General features: G+C 57.9%; 13 protein-coding genes. 6 read left to right on the top strand and 7 right to left on the bottom strand.

The features are described from left to right. Positions 1-113: 113 nt before the first annotated feature. The gene (gene typA, locus AB4O11_RS10275; protein ID WP_034153003.1) at positions 114-1,934 is read right to left on the bottom strand and encodes a translational GTPase TypA; all 1,821 of its coding nucleotides are present in this window, start codon (positions 1,932-1,934) and stop codon (positions 114-116) included. 139 nt (positions 1,935-2,073) lie between these two features. Continuing rightward, positions 2,074-3,528, bottom strand: a complete 1,455-nt coding sequence (gene thiI / locus AB4O11_RS10270) for a tRNA uracil 4-sulfurtransferase ThiI (protein WP_095047172.1) — start codon at positions 3,526-3,528, stop codon at positions 2,074-2,076. Positions 3,529-3,856: 328 nt separating this feature from the next. On the opposite strand from thiI, the gene glnA reads away from it, so the two are divergent. The 5 genes from glnA (at position 3,857) to ntrC (ending at position 9,438) form a co-directional block, all read left to right on the top strand. After that, on the top strand, positions 3,857-5,263 hold the full coding sequence (gene glnA / locus AB4O11_RS10265; RefSeq protein ID WP_007909254.1) for a type I glutamate--ammonia ligase: 1,407 nt from the start codon (positions 3,857-3,859) through the stop codon (positions 5,261-5,263). A gap of 289 nt (positions 5,264-5,552) precedes the next feature. Then, positions 5,553-6,068, top strand: a complete 516-nt coding sequence (locus tag AB4O11_RS10260; protein ID WP_460130586.1) for a DUF4124 domain-containing protein — start codon at positions 5,553-5,555, stop codon at positions 6,066-6,068. Continuing rightward, positions 6,065-6,688, top strand: coding sequence for a DUF4124 domain-containing protein (locus AB4O11_RS10255; RefSeq protein WP_186620700.1), 624 nt, complete (start codon positions 6,065-6,067; stop codon positions 6,686-6,688). Before AB4O11_RS10260 ends, AB4O11_RS10255 begins: the two co-directional genes overlap by 4 nt. 231 nt (positions 6,689-6,919) lie before the next feature. Continuing rightward, on the top strand, positions 6,920-8,005 hold the full coding sequence (glnL, locus tag AB4O11_RS10250; protein WP_460130585.1) for a nitrogen regulation protein NR(II): 1,086 nt from the start codon (positions 6,920-6,922) through the stop codon (positions 8,003-8,005). Further along, positions 8,002-9,438 carry a nitrogen regulation protein NR(I) gene (gene ntrC / locus AB4O11_RS10245; protein WP_007909238.1) on the top strand — a complete coding sequence of 479 codons (1,437 nt, stop codon included), beginning with the start codon at positions 8,002-8,004 and terminating at the stop codon, positions 9,436-9,438. The genes glnL and ntrC overlap by 4 nt, the downstream gene beginning before the upstream one ends. Positions 9,439-10,064: 626 nt before the next feature. Here ntrC and AB4O11_RS10240 read toward each other — a convergent pair. Next, positions 10,065-13,352 (bottom strand): leucine-rich repeat domain-containing protein, encoded by a 3,288-nt coding sequence (locus AB4O11_RS10240; protein ID WP_460130584.1) that lies wholly within the window; start codon positions 13,350-13,352, stop codon positions 10,065-10,067. A gap of 190 nt (positions 13,353-13,542) precedes the next feature. Next, a complete protein-coding gene (locus AB4O11_RS10235) occupies positions 13,543-13,983 on the bottom strand; it encodes a hypothetical protein (protein WP_093430037.1) in 441 nt (146 codons plus the stop codon). Here AB4O11_RS10235 and AB4O11_RS10230 point away from each other — a divergent pair. Next, on the top strand, positions 13,982-14,437 hold the full coding sequence (locus tag AB4O11_RS10230; RefSeq protein WP_093430036.1) for a tRNA (cytidine(34)-2'-O)-methyltransferase: 456 nt from the start codon (positions 13,982-13,984) through the stop codon (positions 14,435-14,437). The two genes, AB4O11_RS10235 and AB4O11_RS10230, sit on opposite strands and share 2 nt — an antisense overlap. A gap of 123 nt (positions 14,438-14,560) precedes the next feature. Here AB4O11_RS10230 and secB read toward each other — a convergent pair whose 3' ends face one another. Genes secB through AB4O11_RS10215 form a run of 3 tightly spaced genes read right to left on the bottom strand, consistent with a single transcriptional unit; the run spans position 14,561 to position 15,773 of the window. Further along, positions 14,561-15,046 carry a protein-export chaperone SecB gene (gene secB / locus AB4O11_RS10225; protein WP_007909233.1) on the bottom strand — a complete coding sequence of 162 codons (486 nt, stop codon included), beginning with the start codon at positions 15,044-15,046 and terminating at the stop codon, positions 14,561-14,563. A gap of 57 nt (positions 15,047-15,103) precedes the next feature. Continuing rightward, positions 15,104-15,358, bottom strand: a complete 255-nt coding sequence (grxC, locus tag AB4O11_RS10220; protein WP_435034386.1) for a glutaredoxin 3 — start codon at positions 15,356-15,358, stop codon at positions 15,104-15,106. A gap of 1 nt (position 15,359) precedes the next feature. After that, entirely contained in the window at positions 15,360-15,773 is a 414-nt protein-coding gene (locus AB4O11_RS10215; protein WP_008080560.1) for a rhodanese-like domain-containing protein, read from the bottom strand. Positions 15,774-15,861 lie beyond the last annotated feature (88 nt).

Raw genomic sequence — 15,861 nt, 5'->3', positions numbered from 1 at the left:
ACGTTTCGGGAGGGCTAGGGTGAGGGGCTTTTCAGCTTCAACACACTTATCCCAGACAAACAAAAACGCCCCCGGTCTCGCGACCGGGGGCGTTTTTTCAAGCTCAGGCTAAATTACGCCTTGGCTTTCTTGGCAGCGCGGGTACGCTCGCTTTCGTCCAGGATCTTCTTGCGAAGACGGATGGACTTAGGAGTAACTTCGCACAGCTCGTCTTCCTGGATGTATTCCAGAGCCTGTTCCAGAGTGAAGCGAACAGGTGGTACCAGAGCGATGGTTTCGTCTTTACCCGAAGCACGCATGTTGTCGAGCTTCTTGCCTTTGGTCGGGTTTACACCCAGGTCGTTGTCGCGGCTGTTCTGACCAACGATTTGACCGTTGTAGATCTCCTGGCCGTGTTCTACGAACAGCTTGCCACGAGCCTGCAGGGTTTCCAGCGAGTAGGTCAGTGCCTTGCCGGTTTCAACCGAAACCAGAACGCCGTTCTGACGGCCGGACATGTGGCCCGACTTGACGGTGTCGTAGCGATCGAAGATCGAGGTCAGGATGCCAGCACCGTTGGTCAGGGTCAGGAACTGGTTACGGAAACCGATCAGACCGCGAGCAGGGATGTTGTACTCCAGACGAACACGGCCCTTGCCATCCGGCACCATGTTGCTCAGGTCGCCTTTACGCAGACCCATCTCTTCCATGACCTTGCCCTGAGCTTCTTCAGGGATGTCGATGGTCACGTTTTCGAACGGTTCTTGTTTAACGCCGTTCACTTCACGAATGATCACTTCAGGACGGCCCAGGGCCAGCTCGAAGCCTTCGCGACGCATGGTTTCGATCAGTACCGAGAGGTGCAGCTCACCACGGCCGGAAACCTTGAACTTGTCAGCGGTGTCGCCTTCTTCAACGCGCAGTGCAACGTTGTACAGCAGCTCTTTGTCCAGACGGTCCTTGATGTTGCGGGACGTCACGAACTTGCCTTCTTTACCGCAGAATGGCGAGTCGTTTACCTGGAAGGTCATCGAAACGGTTGGCTCGTCAACGGTCAGAGGCTTCATCGCCTCGACAGTGTCCGGGTGGCACAGGGTGTCGGAGATGAACAGCGAGTCCATACCGCTGATGCAAACGATATCGCCTGCTGCAGCTTCTTCAACGTCGATGCGGTGCAGACCGTGGTGACCCATCAGTTTCAGGATACGGCCGTTACGGCGCTTGCCGTCGGCACCGATCGCCACAACCGGGGTGTTCGGCTTGACGCGGCCACGAGCGATACGGCCAACACCGATAACACCCAGGAAGCTGTTGTAGTCCAGAGCGGAGATCTGCATCTGGAACGCGCCGTCACGGTCAACGGCCGGAGGCGGAACGTGGTCGACTACCGCTTGGTACAGCGGGGTCATGTCTTCAGCCATGGCGGTGTGATCCAGACCGGCAATGCCGTTCAGGGCCGAGGCGTAAACAACCTGGAAGTCCAGTTGTTCTTCGGTAGCACCGAGGTTGTCGAACAGGTCGAAGATCTGATCCAGAACCCAGTCCGGACGCGCGCCTGGACGGTCAACCTTGTTGATTACCACGATTGGACGCAGGCCGGCTTCGAAAGCCTTCTTGGTCACGAAACGGGTTTGCGGCATAGGGCCGTCTTGAGCGTCAACCAGCAGCAGAACGGAGTCAACCATCGACATTACACGTTCAACTTCGCCGCCGAAGTCGGCGTGGCCCGGGGTGTCCACGATGTTGATGTGGTAGCCGTTCCAGTTGATGGCGGTGTTTTTCGCCAGAATGGTAATACCGCGCTCTTTTTCCTGGTCGTTGGAGTCCATCACGCGCTCGTCGTTGAGCTCGTTGCGCTCCAGGGTGCCGGATTGACGCAGGAGTTTGTCTACCAGGGTGGTCTTACCATGGTCAACGTGGGCAATGATGGCGATGTTGCGTAGATTTTCGATCACTTGTGTATCTCGATCAGAGGATTCGGTTTGCTGACAAGTCTTGGCAGCGATTAGCAGTAGTGTCCGGCATGGCCGTTACAGCTTGACGGCGGTGTCGGGGGGCCGGTGACGCAGGCCACAGGCAAACAGCCCCGGGCACTTAGCTCGGTCGATAAACGCGCACATTGGCATGCCCCTCACTGAGCAAATGGTGAGCATGCAGGCGACTCATCACGCCTTTGTCGCAATACAGCAGGTACTGGCGAGTCGGATCCAGCTCCTTGAAACGAGCGTTCACTGCGTAGAACGGCATCGTCTGTACTTCTACGCCAGCGAGTTCCAGCGGCTCATCCTCGGCGGCATCCGGGTGACGGATGTCGATCACGATCTGACCGGCCAGTGCTTCGCTGACTTCTTCAATCTGTACGTCCTGGCCCAATTCGTCGATCACCCGATCGATCGGCACCAGTTTGGCGTTTTCGAGCGCACGCTCGAGCACCGCCATGTCGAATTCTTTCTCTTCGTGCTCAACGCGACCGCGTTTGGCGGCCGTCTTCGGATTGACCGAAATGACCCCGCAGTACTCCGGCATGTGCCGGGCGAAATCGGCGGTGCCGATCTCATTGGCCGTGTCGATGATGTCCTGCTTGTGCGCCACGATCAGCGGACGCAGGACCAGTTTGTCGGTCACGCAGTCGATCACCGACAGATTCGGCAGGGTCTGGCTCGACACCTGGGAGATCGCCTCGCCGGTGACCAGCGCTTCGATGTGCAGGCGATCGGCGATGTTGGAAGCCGCGCGCAACATCATACGCTTCAATACGACGCCCATATGACTGTTATCGACTTTGCCGAGAATTTCGCCCAACACTTCTTCGAACGGAACACTGACAAATAGCACGCGTTGCGAGCTGCCGTACTTCTTCCAGATGAAATGCGCGACTTCCATCACGCCCAATTCATGGGCACGACCGCCCAGATTGAAGAAGCAGAAGTGCGTCATCAGGCCGCGACGAATGATCTGGTACGCCGCAACGGTTGAGTCAAAGCCGCCGGACATCAATACCAGCGTCTGCTCCAACGCACCGAGCGGGTAACCGCCGATGCCGTTGTGCTGGCTGTGAATGACAAACAACCGTTTGTCGCGAACTTCGATGCGGACTTCGATTTCCGGTGCTTTCAGGTCGATACCAGCGGCACCGCACTCACGGCGCAGCTTGCTGCCGACGTATTTTTCGACGTCCATCGAGCTGAAGGTGTGCTTGCCCGCGCGCTTGCAGCGCACCGAGAAAATCTTCCCGGCCAGTGCATCGCCGTAGTGCTGTTTGCACTTCTCGGTGATGTCGTCGAAGTCGCCCAGCGGGTACTCGTCGATCTGCAGAAAGTGCGCGATGCCCGGCATGCAGGTCAGGCGCTCACCCATCTCTTTCAAGGCTTTGGGGTCGGTAACGCGGGTTTCCAGCTCGAGATTGTCCCACACACCGTTCACCACCACGGCCGGGTCCAGGTCACGGAGCACGGTGCGGATGTTCTTGGCCAACTGGCGGATGAACTTCGTCCGGACAGGTCGGCTTTTGATGGTGATCTCGGGGAAGACTTTTACGATTAGTTTCATGAAAACAGCGCGCGAACGGCCAGCCGAAAAAGGGGGGCGCGGATTATAGCGGAAATTGCTCAAGGTTTAACCAGTTAATGTGCAGAAGGTTTTGCACGCACCAAAACAGGTCATTTCTGACTCAGGACGCTACATTAGAGGGCGAGAATTTTCACAATCAGGTGCTTTGCACCTTTATAAGCGTGAATTTGGGGCAAAAAACCCATGCTGGGGCACTGGCATGCAATTTGCTCCCTTGTGAGGCAGGTTGCCTTGGCAGAGTATTCGCGCCGGCATCACCCAAATTCAAGGGCATCCACTACCAAGCCCGAAGCCACCCGGAGGACATATGTCGAAGACGGTTCAACTCATCAAAGATCATGACGTCAAGTGGATTGATCTGCGCTTCACGGACACCAAAGGCACTCAGCACCACGTGACCATGCCGGCTCGCGATGCGCTGGATGAAGACTTCTTCGAAGTCGGCAAGATGTTCGACGGTTCCTCCATTGCTGGCTGGAAAGGCATCGAAGCCTCCGACATGATCCTGATGCCGGTTGACGAAACTGCCGTTCTCGACCCGTTCACCGAAGACGCCACCCTGATCCTGGTGTGCGACATCATCGAACCTTCGAGCATGCAAGGCTACGACCGCGACCCACGTGCGATCGCCAAGCGTGCCGAAGAACACCTGAAAGCCACCGGTATCGGTGACACCGTGTTCGCCGGTCCGGAGCCTGAGTTCTTCATCTTTGACTCGGTGAAATTCAAGTCGGACATCTCCGGCTCGATGTTCAAGATCTACTCCGAGCAAGGTTCGTGGATGTCCGACCAGGACATCGAAGGCGGCAACAAAGGTCACCGTCCAGGCGTCAAAGGCGGCTACTTCCCGGTTCCGCCGTTCGACCACGACCACGAAATCCGTACCTCCATGTGCAACGCACTGGAAGAAATGGGCCTGACCGTCGAAGTTCACCACCACGAAGTGGCGACTGCCGGCCAGAACGAAATCGGCGTCAAGTTCAACACCCTGGTGAAGAAAGCCGACGAAACCCAAACCCTGAAGTACGTTGTGCACAACGTTGCTGACGCTTACGGCCGCACCGCGACCTTCATGCCGAAGCCACTGTACGGCGACAACGGTTCGGGCATGCACGTACACATGTCGATCTGGAAAGACGGCAAGAACACCTTCGCCGGTGAAGGCTATGCCGGTCTGTCCGATACCGCTCTGTACTTCATCGGCGGCATCATCAAACACGGTAAGGCCCTGAACGGCTTCACCAACCCGGCGACCAACTCCTACAAGCGTCTGGTACCGGGCTTCGAAGCTCCGGTAATGCTGGCCTACTCGGCCCGCAACCGTTCCGCTTCGATCCGTATTCCTTACGTGTCGAGCCCGAAAGCCCGCCGTATCGAAGCACGCTTCCCGGATCCGGCTGCCAACCCGTACCTGGCCTTCGCAGCTCTGCTGATGGCCGGTCTGGACGGTATCCAGAACAAGATCCACCCAGGCGACGCAGCTGACAAAAACCTGTACGACCTGCCGCCTGAAGAGGCGAAAGAGATCCCGCAAGTTTGCGGTAGCCTGAAAGAAGCCCTGGAAGAGCTGGACAAGGGCCGCGCGTTCCTGACCAAGGGCGGCGTGTTCTCCGACGACTTCATCGACGCTTACATCGCGCTGAAATCGGAAGAAGAAATCAAGGTTCGCACCTTCGTACACCCACTGGAATATGAGCTGTACTACAGCTGCTGATCCGGTAGCGCTGCGTTAAGTGGCGTGAGTGAAAGAGGCCTCCTTCGGGAGGCCTTTTTTATTGCCCGCGATTTATGACGTGATGCTGATCGTTCCCACGCTCCGCGTGGGAATGCAGCCCGTGACGCTCCGCGTCACTGGACGCGGAGCGTCCCTTGAGGCGTACCCACGCAGAGCGTGGGAACGATCAATTGTGGTGTATGAATGATCTCTGGATGTGTGCAGGGTTGGGCCAACCGCCACACCTGTCCTATGCTGCACCCCATCGCTTTCAATCCCGGTCGATTTCATGGGTCGCACCTTTCTCTACATTCTATTGCTGATGATCGCCCTGCCCGCCGCCGCGCAGATCTACAAATACACCGATGCCAACGGCCACACGGTGTACAGCGATCACTCGCCGGACGGCGTGCAGGCACAACCGGTGGAATTGCCGCCGCTCAATCGGGTCGAGCCGCAGGCGCCCAGCGCACCACCCGCGCCCGAAACCGACAACCGTGAACCTGCGCGCAACGCCTACGACATTCTTGAACTCGCCGGACTGCCCACCGAAGAAGCATTGCGCGCGAACAACGGCACCTTCACCGTCAATGTGCTGATCAAGCCACGCCTTCGACCGCCGCATCAGTTAAGGCTGGTATTGGACGATGAGCCTTACGGCCAGCCGAGCAACGTGCCGATCCTGCAATTGGTGAACGTTGATCGCGGCGAACATCGTCTAGCGGTGCAGGTGATTGACGGGCAGACGGTCATCCAGCAGAGCGCGCCAGTCCCTCTCAGCGTACAGCGGGTGCACAAGCCATGATTCGTGCGTGGCTGATCGCGGTGCTGGCGCTGCTCGCGCTGCAAGCATCGGCTGAGGTGTTCACTTATATCGATGCCCAAGGCAATCGCGTCTACACCGACCAGCCGCGTGGCAATGCCAAGCGCGTACCGATCGCGAACAGCAATCGCATGTCCGCAAACCCCACCGTCGCCGTGCCAGTCACAACTGCAAAAAAAACCCCAGAGCAACCACCCTTCCACTACGACATGCTGCGCATTCTGGTACCTGAACCCGATGCAACGATTCGCAGCAGCGCCGGCGAAATCATCGTCAGCGTCACCAGCGAACCGGGTCTGCAAAAAGGTCATCGTTATCGACTGCTACTGGATGGCCAAGCCACCGGCGAGCCCGGCCTGAGCCCGGTCTTCCCGCTCAGCAACATCGACCGTGGCAGCCACAATCTCTCGGTTGAAATCCTCGACATGGAAGGACGTACCGTCGAACGCACCGCCAACCAGCCCTTCCACATGCTACGCATTTCCCTAGCGCAGAAACGCCAAGTCAAACCCTGCGTCGCCGACGACTACGGCGTGCGCCCGGAATGCCCGCTGAAAGACAAACCGCCCGAGCCGAAAAACCCCTTCCTGCGTTTCTTCTAACTCCGCCCAGCTTTGCGCACTATATTGGTGCAACAGACTGCACCGTACTCACATTCCAACCCATTTTGGTTCGAAACTTCCCGTTCGAGCTGGCACCCTGCCACTCAAACGAGCGTCAAACGCCTGTTTCAGGCGACGAACGCTTCTTTTCGGAGCCTTGGTTTGGTTTTTGCATTTTCCGTTCACCGACGCTTGCTTGTTGCGCACGCTCCGCCCCCAAAAGAGGCTCCGATGACTATTAGCGACGCAATCCACCGTTTGCTGCTCGACAACCTGACCACCGCCACCATCCTGCTCGACGCCGAATTGCGCCTCGAGTACATGAACCCGGCGGCGGAGATGCTGCTCGCCATCAGCGGGCAGCGTAGCCATGGGCAATTCATCAGCGAGCTGTTCACAGAATCGACCGAAGCGCTGAATTCGTTGCGCCAAGCGGTAGAGCAGGCGCACCCGTTCACCAAGCGCGAAGCGATGCTCACCGCACTGACCGGCCAGACGCTGACCGTGGATTACGCGGTGACGCCGATCCTCAGCAACGGCGCCACGATGTTGCTGCTGGAAGTCCACCCGCGTGACCGCCTGCTGCGGATCACCAAGGAAGAGGCGCAACTGTCGAAACAGGAAACCAGCAAAATGCTGGTGCGTGGTCTCGCCCACGAGATCAAAAATCCGCTCGGCGGCATCCGTGGCGCTGCGCAATTGCTGGCCCGCGAACTGCCGGAAGAAAGCCTGCGCGACTACACCAACGTGATCATTGAAGAAGCCGACCGCCTGCGCAATCTGGTCGACCGCATGCTCGGCTCGAACAAGTTGCCGTCGCTGGCGATGTGCAACGTTCATGAAGTGCTGGAGCGCGTCTGCCAACTGGTCGAAGCGGAAAGCCGGGGCTGCATCACCTTGGTGCGTGATTACGACCCAAGCATCCCCGACGTGCTGATCGACCGCGAACAAATGATTCAGGCCGTGTTGAACATCGTACGCAACGCGATGCAAGCGATCAGCAGCCAGAACGAATTGCGCCTTGGCCGCATCAGCCTGCGTACCCGGACCATGCGCCAGTTCACCATCGGCCACGTCCGCCATCGTCTGGTGACCAAGATCGAAATCATCGACAACGGCCCGGGGATCCCGGCGGAACTTCAGGAAACCATTTTCTTTCCCATGGTCAGCGGACGCCCGGACGGTACCGGACTCGGCCTGGCCATTACCCAGAACATCATCAGCCAGCACCAGGGCCTGATCGAGTGTGACAGCCATCCAGGCCACACCACCTTCTCGATCTTTCTGCCACTGGAACAAGGAGCCACATCGACATGAGCCGTAGTGAAACCGTGTGGATCGTCGATGACGACCGTTCTATCCGTTGGGTTCTGGAAAAGGCCTTGCAGCAGGAAGGCATGACCACCCAGAGTTTCGACAGCGCCGATGGCGTGATGAGTCGTCTGGCCCGTCAGCAGCCAGACGTGATCATTTCCGACATTCGCATGCCCGGTGCCAGCGGTCTGGATTTGTTGGCGCGGATTCGCGAGCAGCACCCACGGTTGCCGGTCATCATCATGACCGCTCACTCCGATCTGGACAGCGCTGTCGCCTCGTATCAGGGCGGCGCGTTCGAGTACCTGCCGAAGCCGTTCGACGTTGATGAAGCGGTGTCGCTGGTCAAGCGCGCGAATCAGCATGCGCAAGAGCAGCAAGGCCTGGAAGTGGTGCCGGCACTGACGCGCACCCCGGAAATCATCGGCGAAGCGCCGGCGATGCAGGAAGTGTTTCGCGCCATCGGCCGCTTGAGCCACTCCAACATTACCGTGTTGATCAACGGCGAATCCGGTACCGGTAAAGAACTGGTGGCCCACGCCCTTCACCGCCACAGTCCGCGCGCGGCCTCGCCATTCATCGCGCTGAACATGGCGGCGATCCCCAAGGATCTGATGGAATCCGAACTGTTCGGCCATGAGAAAGGCGCGTTCACCGGCGCAGCAAATTTGCGTCGCGGGCGTTTCGAACAGGCCGACGGCGGCACACTGTTCCTCGATGAAATCGGTGATATGCCGGCCGACACCCAAACCCGCTTGCTCCGGGTTCTCGCCGATGGCGAATTCTATCGTGTGGGCGGCCACGTGCCGGTCAAAGTCGATGTGCGCATCATCGCCGCGACGCACCAGAATCTGGAAACCCTGGTGCACGCCGGCAAGTTCCGCGAGGACTTGTTCCACCGCCTCAACGTAATCCGTATCCACATCCCGCGCCTGTCGGATCGTCGTGAAGACATCCCGACCCTGGCCAAGCACTTCCTCAGCCGCGCTGCGCAAGAACTGGCGGTGGAACCGAAGCTGCTGAAGAGCGAGACCGAGGAATACCTGAAGAACCTGCCGTGGGGCGGCAACGTGCGTCAGTTGGAGAACACCTGCCGCTGGATCACCGTGATGGCGTCCGGGCGCGAAGTGCACATCAGCGACCTGCCGCCAGAACTGCTGAACCTGCCGCAGGACTCGGCGCCAGTGACCAATTGGGAGCAAGCACTGCGTCAGTGGGCCGATCAGGCGTTGGCGCGTGGCCAGTCGAGCCTGCTCGACAGCGCGGTACCGGCGTTCGAGCGGATCATGATCGAGACGGCTTTGAAGCACACCGCCGGGCGTCGTCGCGATGCCGCCGTGTTGCTGGGCTGGGGGCGCAATACCCTGACGCGCAAGATCAAGGAATTGGGGATGAAGGTCGATGGCGGGGATGATGATGAGGGGGATGAGGGTTAACGGTTTGTTCGCTTGAGGATTGCTGCGTGCTCAGGATCCATCTCAGCCCTCTCCCAGAGGGAGAGGGCGCAGATCCCGGATGTTTTCGAAACCTGAATTCGGCTCAATATTTCAGGTCGGCGCAACTTGAACCAGCAACTCGGTCAGTCCCCTCTCCCTCTGGGAGAGGGTTAGGGTGAGGGGCCACCGTGCACCGCATCAATGCACAATGACCCGCGATCGCGCACAGCCGCATCGCCACAACTCAACCCTGAAAACGCTGATAAACCCGTTTTCATAAACATCAAAGCCCCGAATTTCGGGGCTTTGATGTCTCTGATCAGCTTTTTTGTTTCAGCAAATGAAAACCTGGCACGCCCCCTGCAATACCTCTTACAGGTGATTCGATTCACCACCCGTTTCGGGGACCTTGGTACAGGCAGGCCGGGGATTCCCCTCTTTACACCGGGCTCATACCGCAACGCGACGAGCCCACCCTTTTGGGATCCTTGGTACAGGCAGGCCGGGGGTTCCCTCTTTACACCGGACCGACGCTAGCAGCGAAGTCCACCCGTTTTGGGAACCCTGATACAGGCAGGTCAGGGATTCCCGCTTTTACACCGTTCGCCGAGACATCGAGTCCGACGTCAATTGAGCCTGGGCCGTTTGGGTAAATGATGCAGGGGCTGATTTTGCCGCCCTGAGTCATATTCCCGAATCACGGCCTCCAGCCTGTCCAGCATTTTTCCGGGGCTGGATTCATTGATCAGAATGCCCTTCATCCTTGCCTGATCGCCTGGGTCAGCCTTCGCATAGATATCCAGGAACCACCACACCCGCCGCTGCAAAAGCGGATGCTCGACGTGAAATTCAGGCGTGCGACTCAGTTTGCGAATCCCATTGATAACGTCACTTCCAGCCCCGCCAAAGCTGTCCCAGAGCTTAAGTTTTTCAGGTATTTCCAAGGGCGGCACATTTCGTAGCCACAGGTTTGCCGACCGATCAGTGCTTTCCTCTCCCAGCCAGATGTCGGTGCCTGTTTTTATACGCGCATGTATCAACCGCCGGAGGGAAGCCGGATCGGTAATTGGATTACCACTGAGCTTGAATCCGGCTCTGATTTCAATGGATTCGGGAATCGATGTAATTCGATTGTTCGTCAGATCCAGCACTTTCCCGGGAATCTCGTTGGTGATGCCCTCCGGAAATCTGTCTAACCCTGCATAGGAAAGCTCCAGCACCTGCAGCTCGGTCCTCCCTTTGACAGAAGGCGCAACCGTGAGTGGGTTATTACTGAGTTTCAATACTTCCAATCGCAACGGCCCGTTATCGGCATCAAGCCCTGGAAGATGGAGTATTCCGTTCTGCTCCAGCTCCAATACACGCAACCCGGTCATGCCGGCCACCGAAAAATCAGGCGACAGGTTGGTCCTTTGCAGCGTCAACTCTCGTAATCGCGCACGCCTTGCCAATTCATCAACACTGGCTGGCCCCTCGGTGAGCCGCAGCCCGCGATTATCAGAAAGCAATGCACGTCCATTAACCACCCTCAGACTTTCAAGATTGGGGAAAGCTGAAAAAAAACCTTCCGGAAGAGGCACGCTTGCCCCCCTTAGCTCAAGGGAAACGATGGCGTTGAAGGGTGTTGAGAGTGGCCGATGGCTTGGCCATATCGAAAGACTCGAAGACAGCTTGAAACCCACCGGCCGCTTATCGTGAAAGACCAGCTCGTCAGGCTCCCCTTGCCACGTGTACAGACGGCGCAACGTGGAACCCAACTCACTTCCGTAGACCCCAGAGCTGAGGTCCTGGTCCAGTTGAGCAAGTCCAAGCTGGAGTCGTTTGAGCTCCACCTCTGCCGCATCCTTGTCACCGAAGTGCAGGCGAAAGTGATCTGCTTGTTGATCGGTCACTTGCGGCAAGTATTTTCGGACCTGCGCTCGGGTGGTTAGCGCAGCGGCATCGAGCAAGGACCCAACGTCGCTGCCGGTATCGCTGCGCAGCACCAAGCCCGCCGGCAGTGATTCGCTTGACAGCCCTGCTTCTGCCTCCAGCCTTTCCAGCTTGTTCAAGGGACTGATTACATCATCCTGAATGGCCCTCAGCCTGACCTGAACGCCAGGCTCAGCCTTACGGTAGTGCTCGAAAAACCGCCAGACTCGTTGCTGCAAAAGCGGCCGCTCAATGTGAAACTCGGGTGCACGCGCCAGATCCCAGACGATTCTCCTCGCCACGAACCAATATGCGTCAACGTCAACACTGTCCCAGAGCTTCAAATTTTCAGCGAGTTCCTCTAGCGGCGAATGTCGTAACCAGGCATTTGGCGAGCGATCAGTACTTCGCTCTCCCAGCCAAACGTCAATGCCTGTTTTTATCCGCGCGTCCCTCAGCCGCCGGAGAGTCGCCAGATCTGTTATGGGATTGCCAAAGAGATCAAAGCTCGCTCTGATTTCAACGGTCTCAGGGATCGATGCAATACGGTTGTTCGAAAGATTCAGCATTTTTCCGGGAATTTCGGACGTGACGCCCTCCGGAAACCGGTCTAAACCGGTGTTGGGAAGGTGCAGCTCCTGCAGCGCAGTCCTGACTTTTAGTGAAGGCATGACAGAAAGCGGATTGTTGCCGAGCTTCAATACTTCCAATCGTAACGGCCCGTTATCAGCATCAAGCCCGAGCGGGAGCTGTTCTATACCGGTCTGCGTCAGATCCAATACGCGCAACTGAGTCATCCCCGTCACGTCAGGTGCCACTTTCAAGGACGGATTCTGGTGCAGGTCGAGGACCTGCAAGCTCAACCGCCCTGGCAGGCCATTCACTACGGCATTCAGATCCGCCACCCCCTGAATGTTGCCAAGAGTCAGAGCTCGCAGGCCGGTCATGCCTGTCAGCGAGAACTCGGCTGGCAAATTGCAGTTTTGCAGGTGCAGCTCGCGTAATTGGGGAAGCTTTGCCAATTCTTCAACGAAACCTCGCTCAATGTTGTGCCTCGAGGCAGTCCGAAAAGGATTACCGTTAGGGAAAATGGGTGGCCAGCCAACCACCGTCAGACTTTCAATGTTGGGAAACTGCGCAGATAAACGATACGAGTTTAGATCTCCACCCACTCTCAGAGTAAGGGCGACAACAGCGTTGAATTTTGTTGAGACAGGAACACCGTATTGCCGAGCCCCAAGCTCGATATCCATCTTGAAACCCACTAGTCGGCCTTCGTGATAGACGCGCTCACTGGGTTCGCCCTGCCACTTGTAAAGTCTGCGTAGCTTGCTCGCCATTTCCTCACTGACACTAAAGCTCGTCCTCTCCAGCTCAGAGAGCCCACGCTCGATGCGCTTCAGCTCCACCTCTGCCACATCCTTGTCGCCAAACCGGGCGATGAAGGCATCAGCGTCCAGGTCCGTCGTTTCCGGAAGGTATCTTTGGACCTGCGCTCGGGTGGTTGGCTTTACGAGCGTACGCTGGTACCAAAGACCGTTATCGACATTACGCAGCATCACCGGACCTGGGAGCAGCTCACTTGGCCGTCGGGCACGATGCAATCCAGTCACCGGATCTACGGCGACAAGAACGAAAGCGCCATCGGCCACCTCAGCGTAGGTACGATTGTTAAAAACCCTTAAGCCTTCGCCGTTGGTTTCAGGAAGTAACGACCGGGCATTGATTACGTAATCGTCCAGCGTCGGTTGAGGCGCAAGCAAACGAGCTTCAACAGGGGCCGCGTGAATAATGATCGACGGCGTTGCACGAGTGGCATCTGCCTCAACGGCCCTGGACGACCCGGCTCGCGGCTGCGAATCATCGCGAGAGGTGCCTGAATCAAAACCTCTGCGACTCAATAAGCCGGGGAGCGGAATGTCCACGTCGGCCGGTCGAGTCGGGCTGGTAGAAGCATCTACTTTGACGTGGGTGCTGCCACCGGTAGGTGGTTTTACTGGCATGTTTTTCATCCTTGAAAAAGTCGCCCTGACTGTCGTGCCAGGGACGGAGGCTTTCGGCATCCTGCCGGTCTAAAAGAGGAGCGCACGATAGCGTGCGCAAGTATTCAAGGAGAGTGGAAAGGCAGACAGGCGCAGTGGGAAAGGACGTCAAGAAGCGTAGGATTACTCTAGAAGGATGGCGGGATTACGATCAGTTCGTTTGCAAACGGATCTCCAGCCGCCAGCGGTCATCGACCTCACTGCCGACCCAATTACCCTGCAACGGCCGCGCTGCCAGTATGGTCAACAACAACCCGCCATCGCTCATGCGTGTACGCCAGTTCACATCCCTGCCGTTGAGTTTGAACTGGCCCTTCTGCGCCCGGCCTTCGGCCTGAAACAGCAACGCCACGGTGCCATCGATGATTTCGCCGTGCAGTTTGGGTTCGTTGTTGAACCACACCACCAAACCGCCATCGGTCATTTCAACCTGCTGCAATATGCTCGGGTCCGGCGTGGTCAGGCGGCCGATCATCAAGCCGATCATCAAGCCGACAATCGCCAGCGAACCGATGACGCGCGGGAATAGTTTCGAACGGTTGTCCACAGGCGGCGTAGAATGCCGCTCATCTTTACCTTCGGAGCCGTGCATGTTTCACGTCATCCTTTTTCAACCAGAAATTCCGCCGAATACCGGCAACGTTATCAGGCTATGCGCCAACAGCGGCTGCCACCTGCATTTGATCGAACCGCTGGGCTTCGAGATGGACGACAAGCGCCTGCGCCGTGCCGGTCTCGATTACCACGAATATGCCACGCTGCAACGTCACGCGGACCTGGCCACTTGCCTGGAAAGCCTGGGCAACCCGCGGTTGTTTGCGTTCACCACCAAGGGCTCACGGCCGTTTCATGATGCCGCGTTCGTCCCCGGCGATGCGTTCATCTTCGGCCCGGAAAGCCGTGGCCTGCCGCCGGAAGTGCTCGACGCACTGCCGCCGGAACAGCGCCTGCGCCTGCCGATGCGCGAAGGCTGTCGCAGCCTGAACCTGTCCAACACCGTAGCGGTGGCCGTGTACGAAGCCTGGCGCCAGAACGACTTCAAGTAACACCACAAAACAAATGTGGGAGCTGGCCTGCTCACGATTACGGAGTGTCAGGCAACATTGATGTGTCTGACAGACCGCTATCGCGAGCAGGCTCGCTCCCACATGGGGTGTTGCTGAACCGTCTTACTGAACGGTTGGCGTCTCGCCGCTTTCCTGCATGCGCTGCAGCTCTTGCGCGTACAGGGCGTCGAAGTTCACCGGGGCCAGCATCAGGGCCGGGAACGAACCACGGGTCACCAGGCTGTCCAGGGTTTCGCGCGCGTACGGGAACAGGATGTTCGGGCAGAACGCACCCAGGGTGTGGCTCATCGAAGCCGCGTCCAGGTTCTTGATCAGGAAGATACCGGCCTGTTGCACTTCAGCGATGAAGGCGACTTCTTCACCGTTTTTCACGGTGACGGACAGGGTCAGCACGACTTCGTAAAAATCACCTTCCAGTGCTTTCTGACGAGTGTTCAGATCCAGAGCGACCGCCGGATCCCACTGCTGGCGGAAGATCGCCGGGCTTTTCGGGGCTTCGAAGGACAGGTCGCGTACGTAGATGCGCTGCAAGGAGAATTGCGGTGCGGTTTCTTCTTCGCTGGCTGCAGTGTTCTGTTGGTCAGTCATCTCAGATCCTTATCGATCTTGGGTCTTTTAGGGAGTGCTGTACGTGGGTGCAGCCGTTCAGGCCTTGAGCAGCGCGTCGAGCTTGCCGGCGCGTTCCAGGGCATACAAATCGTCACAACCGCCGATGTGCTTGCTGCCGATCCAGATCTGCGGCACGGACGTACGTCCGGCTTTCTGGGTCATTTCAGCGCGCACTTGCGGCTTGCCATCGACCTTGATCTCTTCGAAGGCCACGCCTTTGTTCGCGAGCAACTGCTTGGCTCGCACGCAATAAGGGCAGTAATCGCTGGAGTAGACGATGACTTCGCTCATATCACTTCACCAGCGGCAGGTTATCGCCTTTCCAGCTGGAGATCCCGCCGGACAGCTTGGCGGCGGTGAAGCCGGATTTCATCAGTTCGCGGGCATGAGTGCCGGCGGTCTGGCCCAGGGCGTCGACCAGAATAATGGTCTTGGCCTTGTGCTTTTCCAGCTCGGCGGTGCGCGCAGCCAGTTTGTCCTGGGGAATGTTGATCGCGCCAACGATGTGGCCGGCAGCGAAATCCTTGGCCGGACGGATGTCCACCACCACGCCAGCATCTTTATTGACCAGCGCGGTCAGCTCGCCGGTGCTCAGGCTTTTACCGCCGCCCTGCATCGTGTGCGCCAGCAGCAGAGCCAGCAGTACGACGAAGATACCGACAAGAATGTAGTGGTTAGTGGCAAATTCAATCAGGTGAGCAACCATCGAAGGAGGTTCCAGGGCGTTAAAATGTCGGCCAGTATACACAGCCACTATGGTCGGCCAAACCCCGTCCGGCGGTGACGCGGTCGGA

It is taken from the genome of Pseudomonas sp. H1_D05 (assembly GCF_054682705.1).
This window is presented reverse-complemented; position numbering and strand designations above follow the sequence as displayed.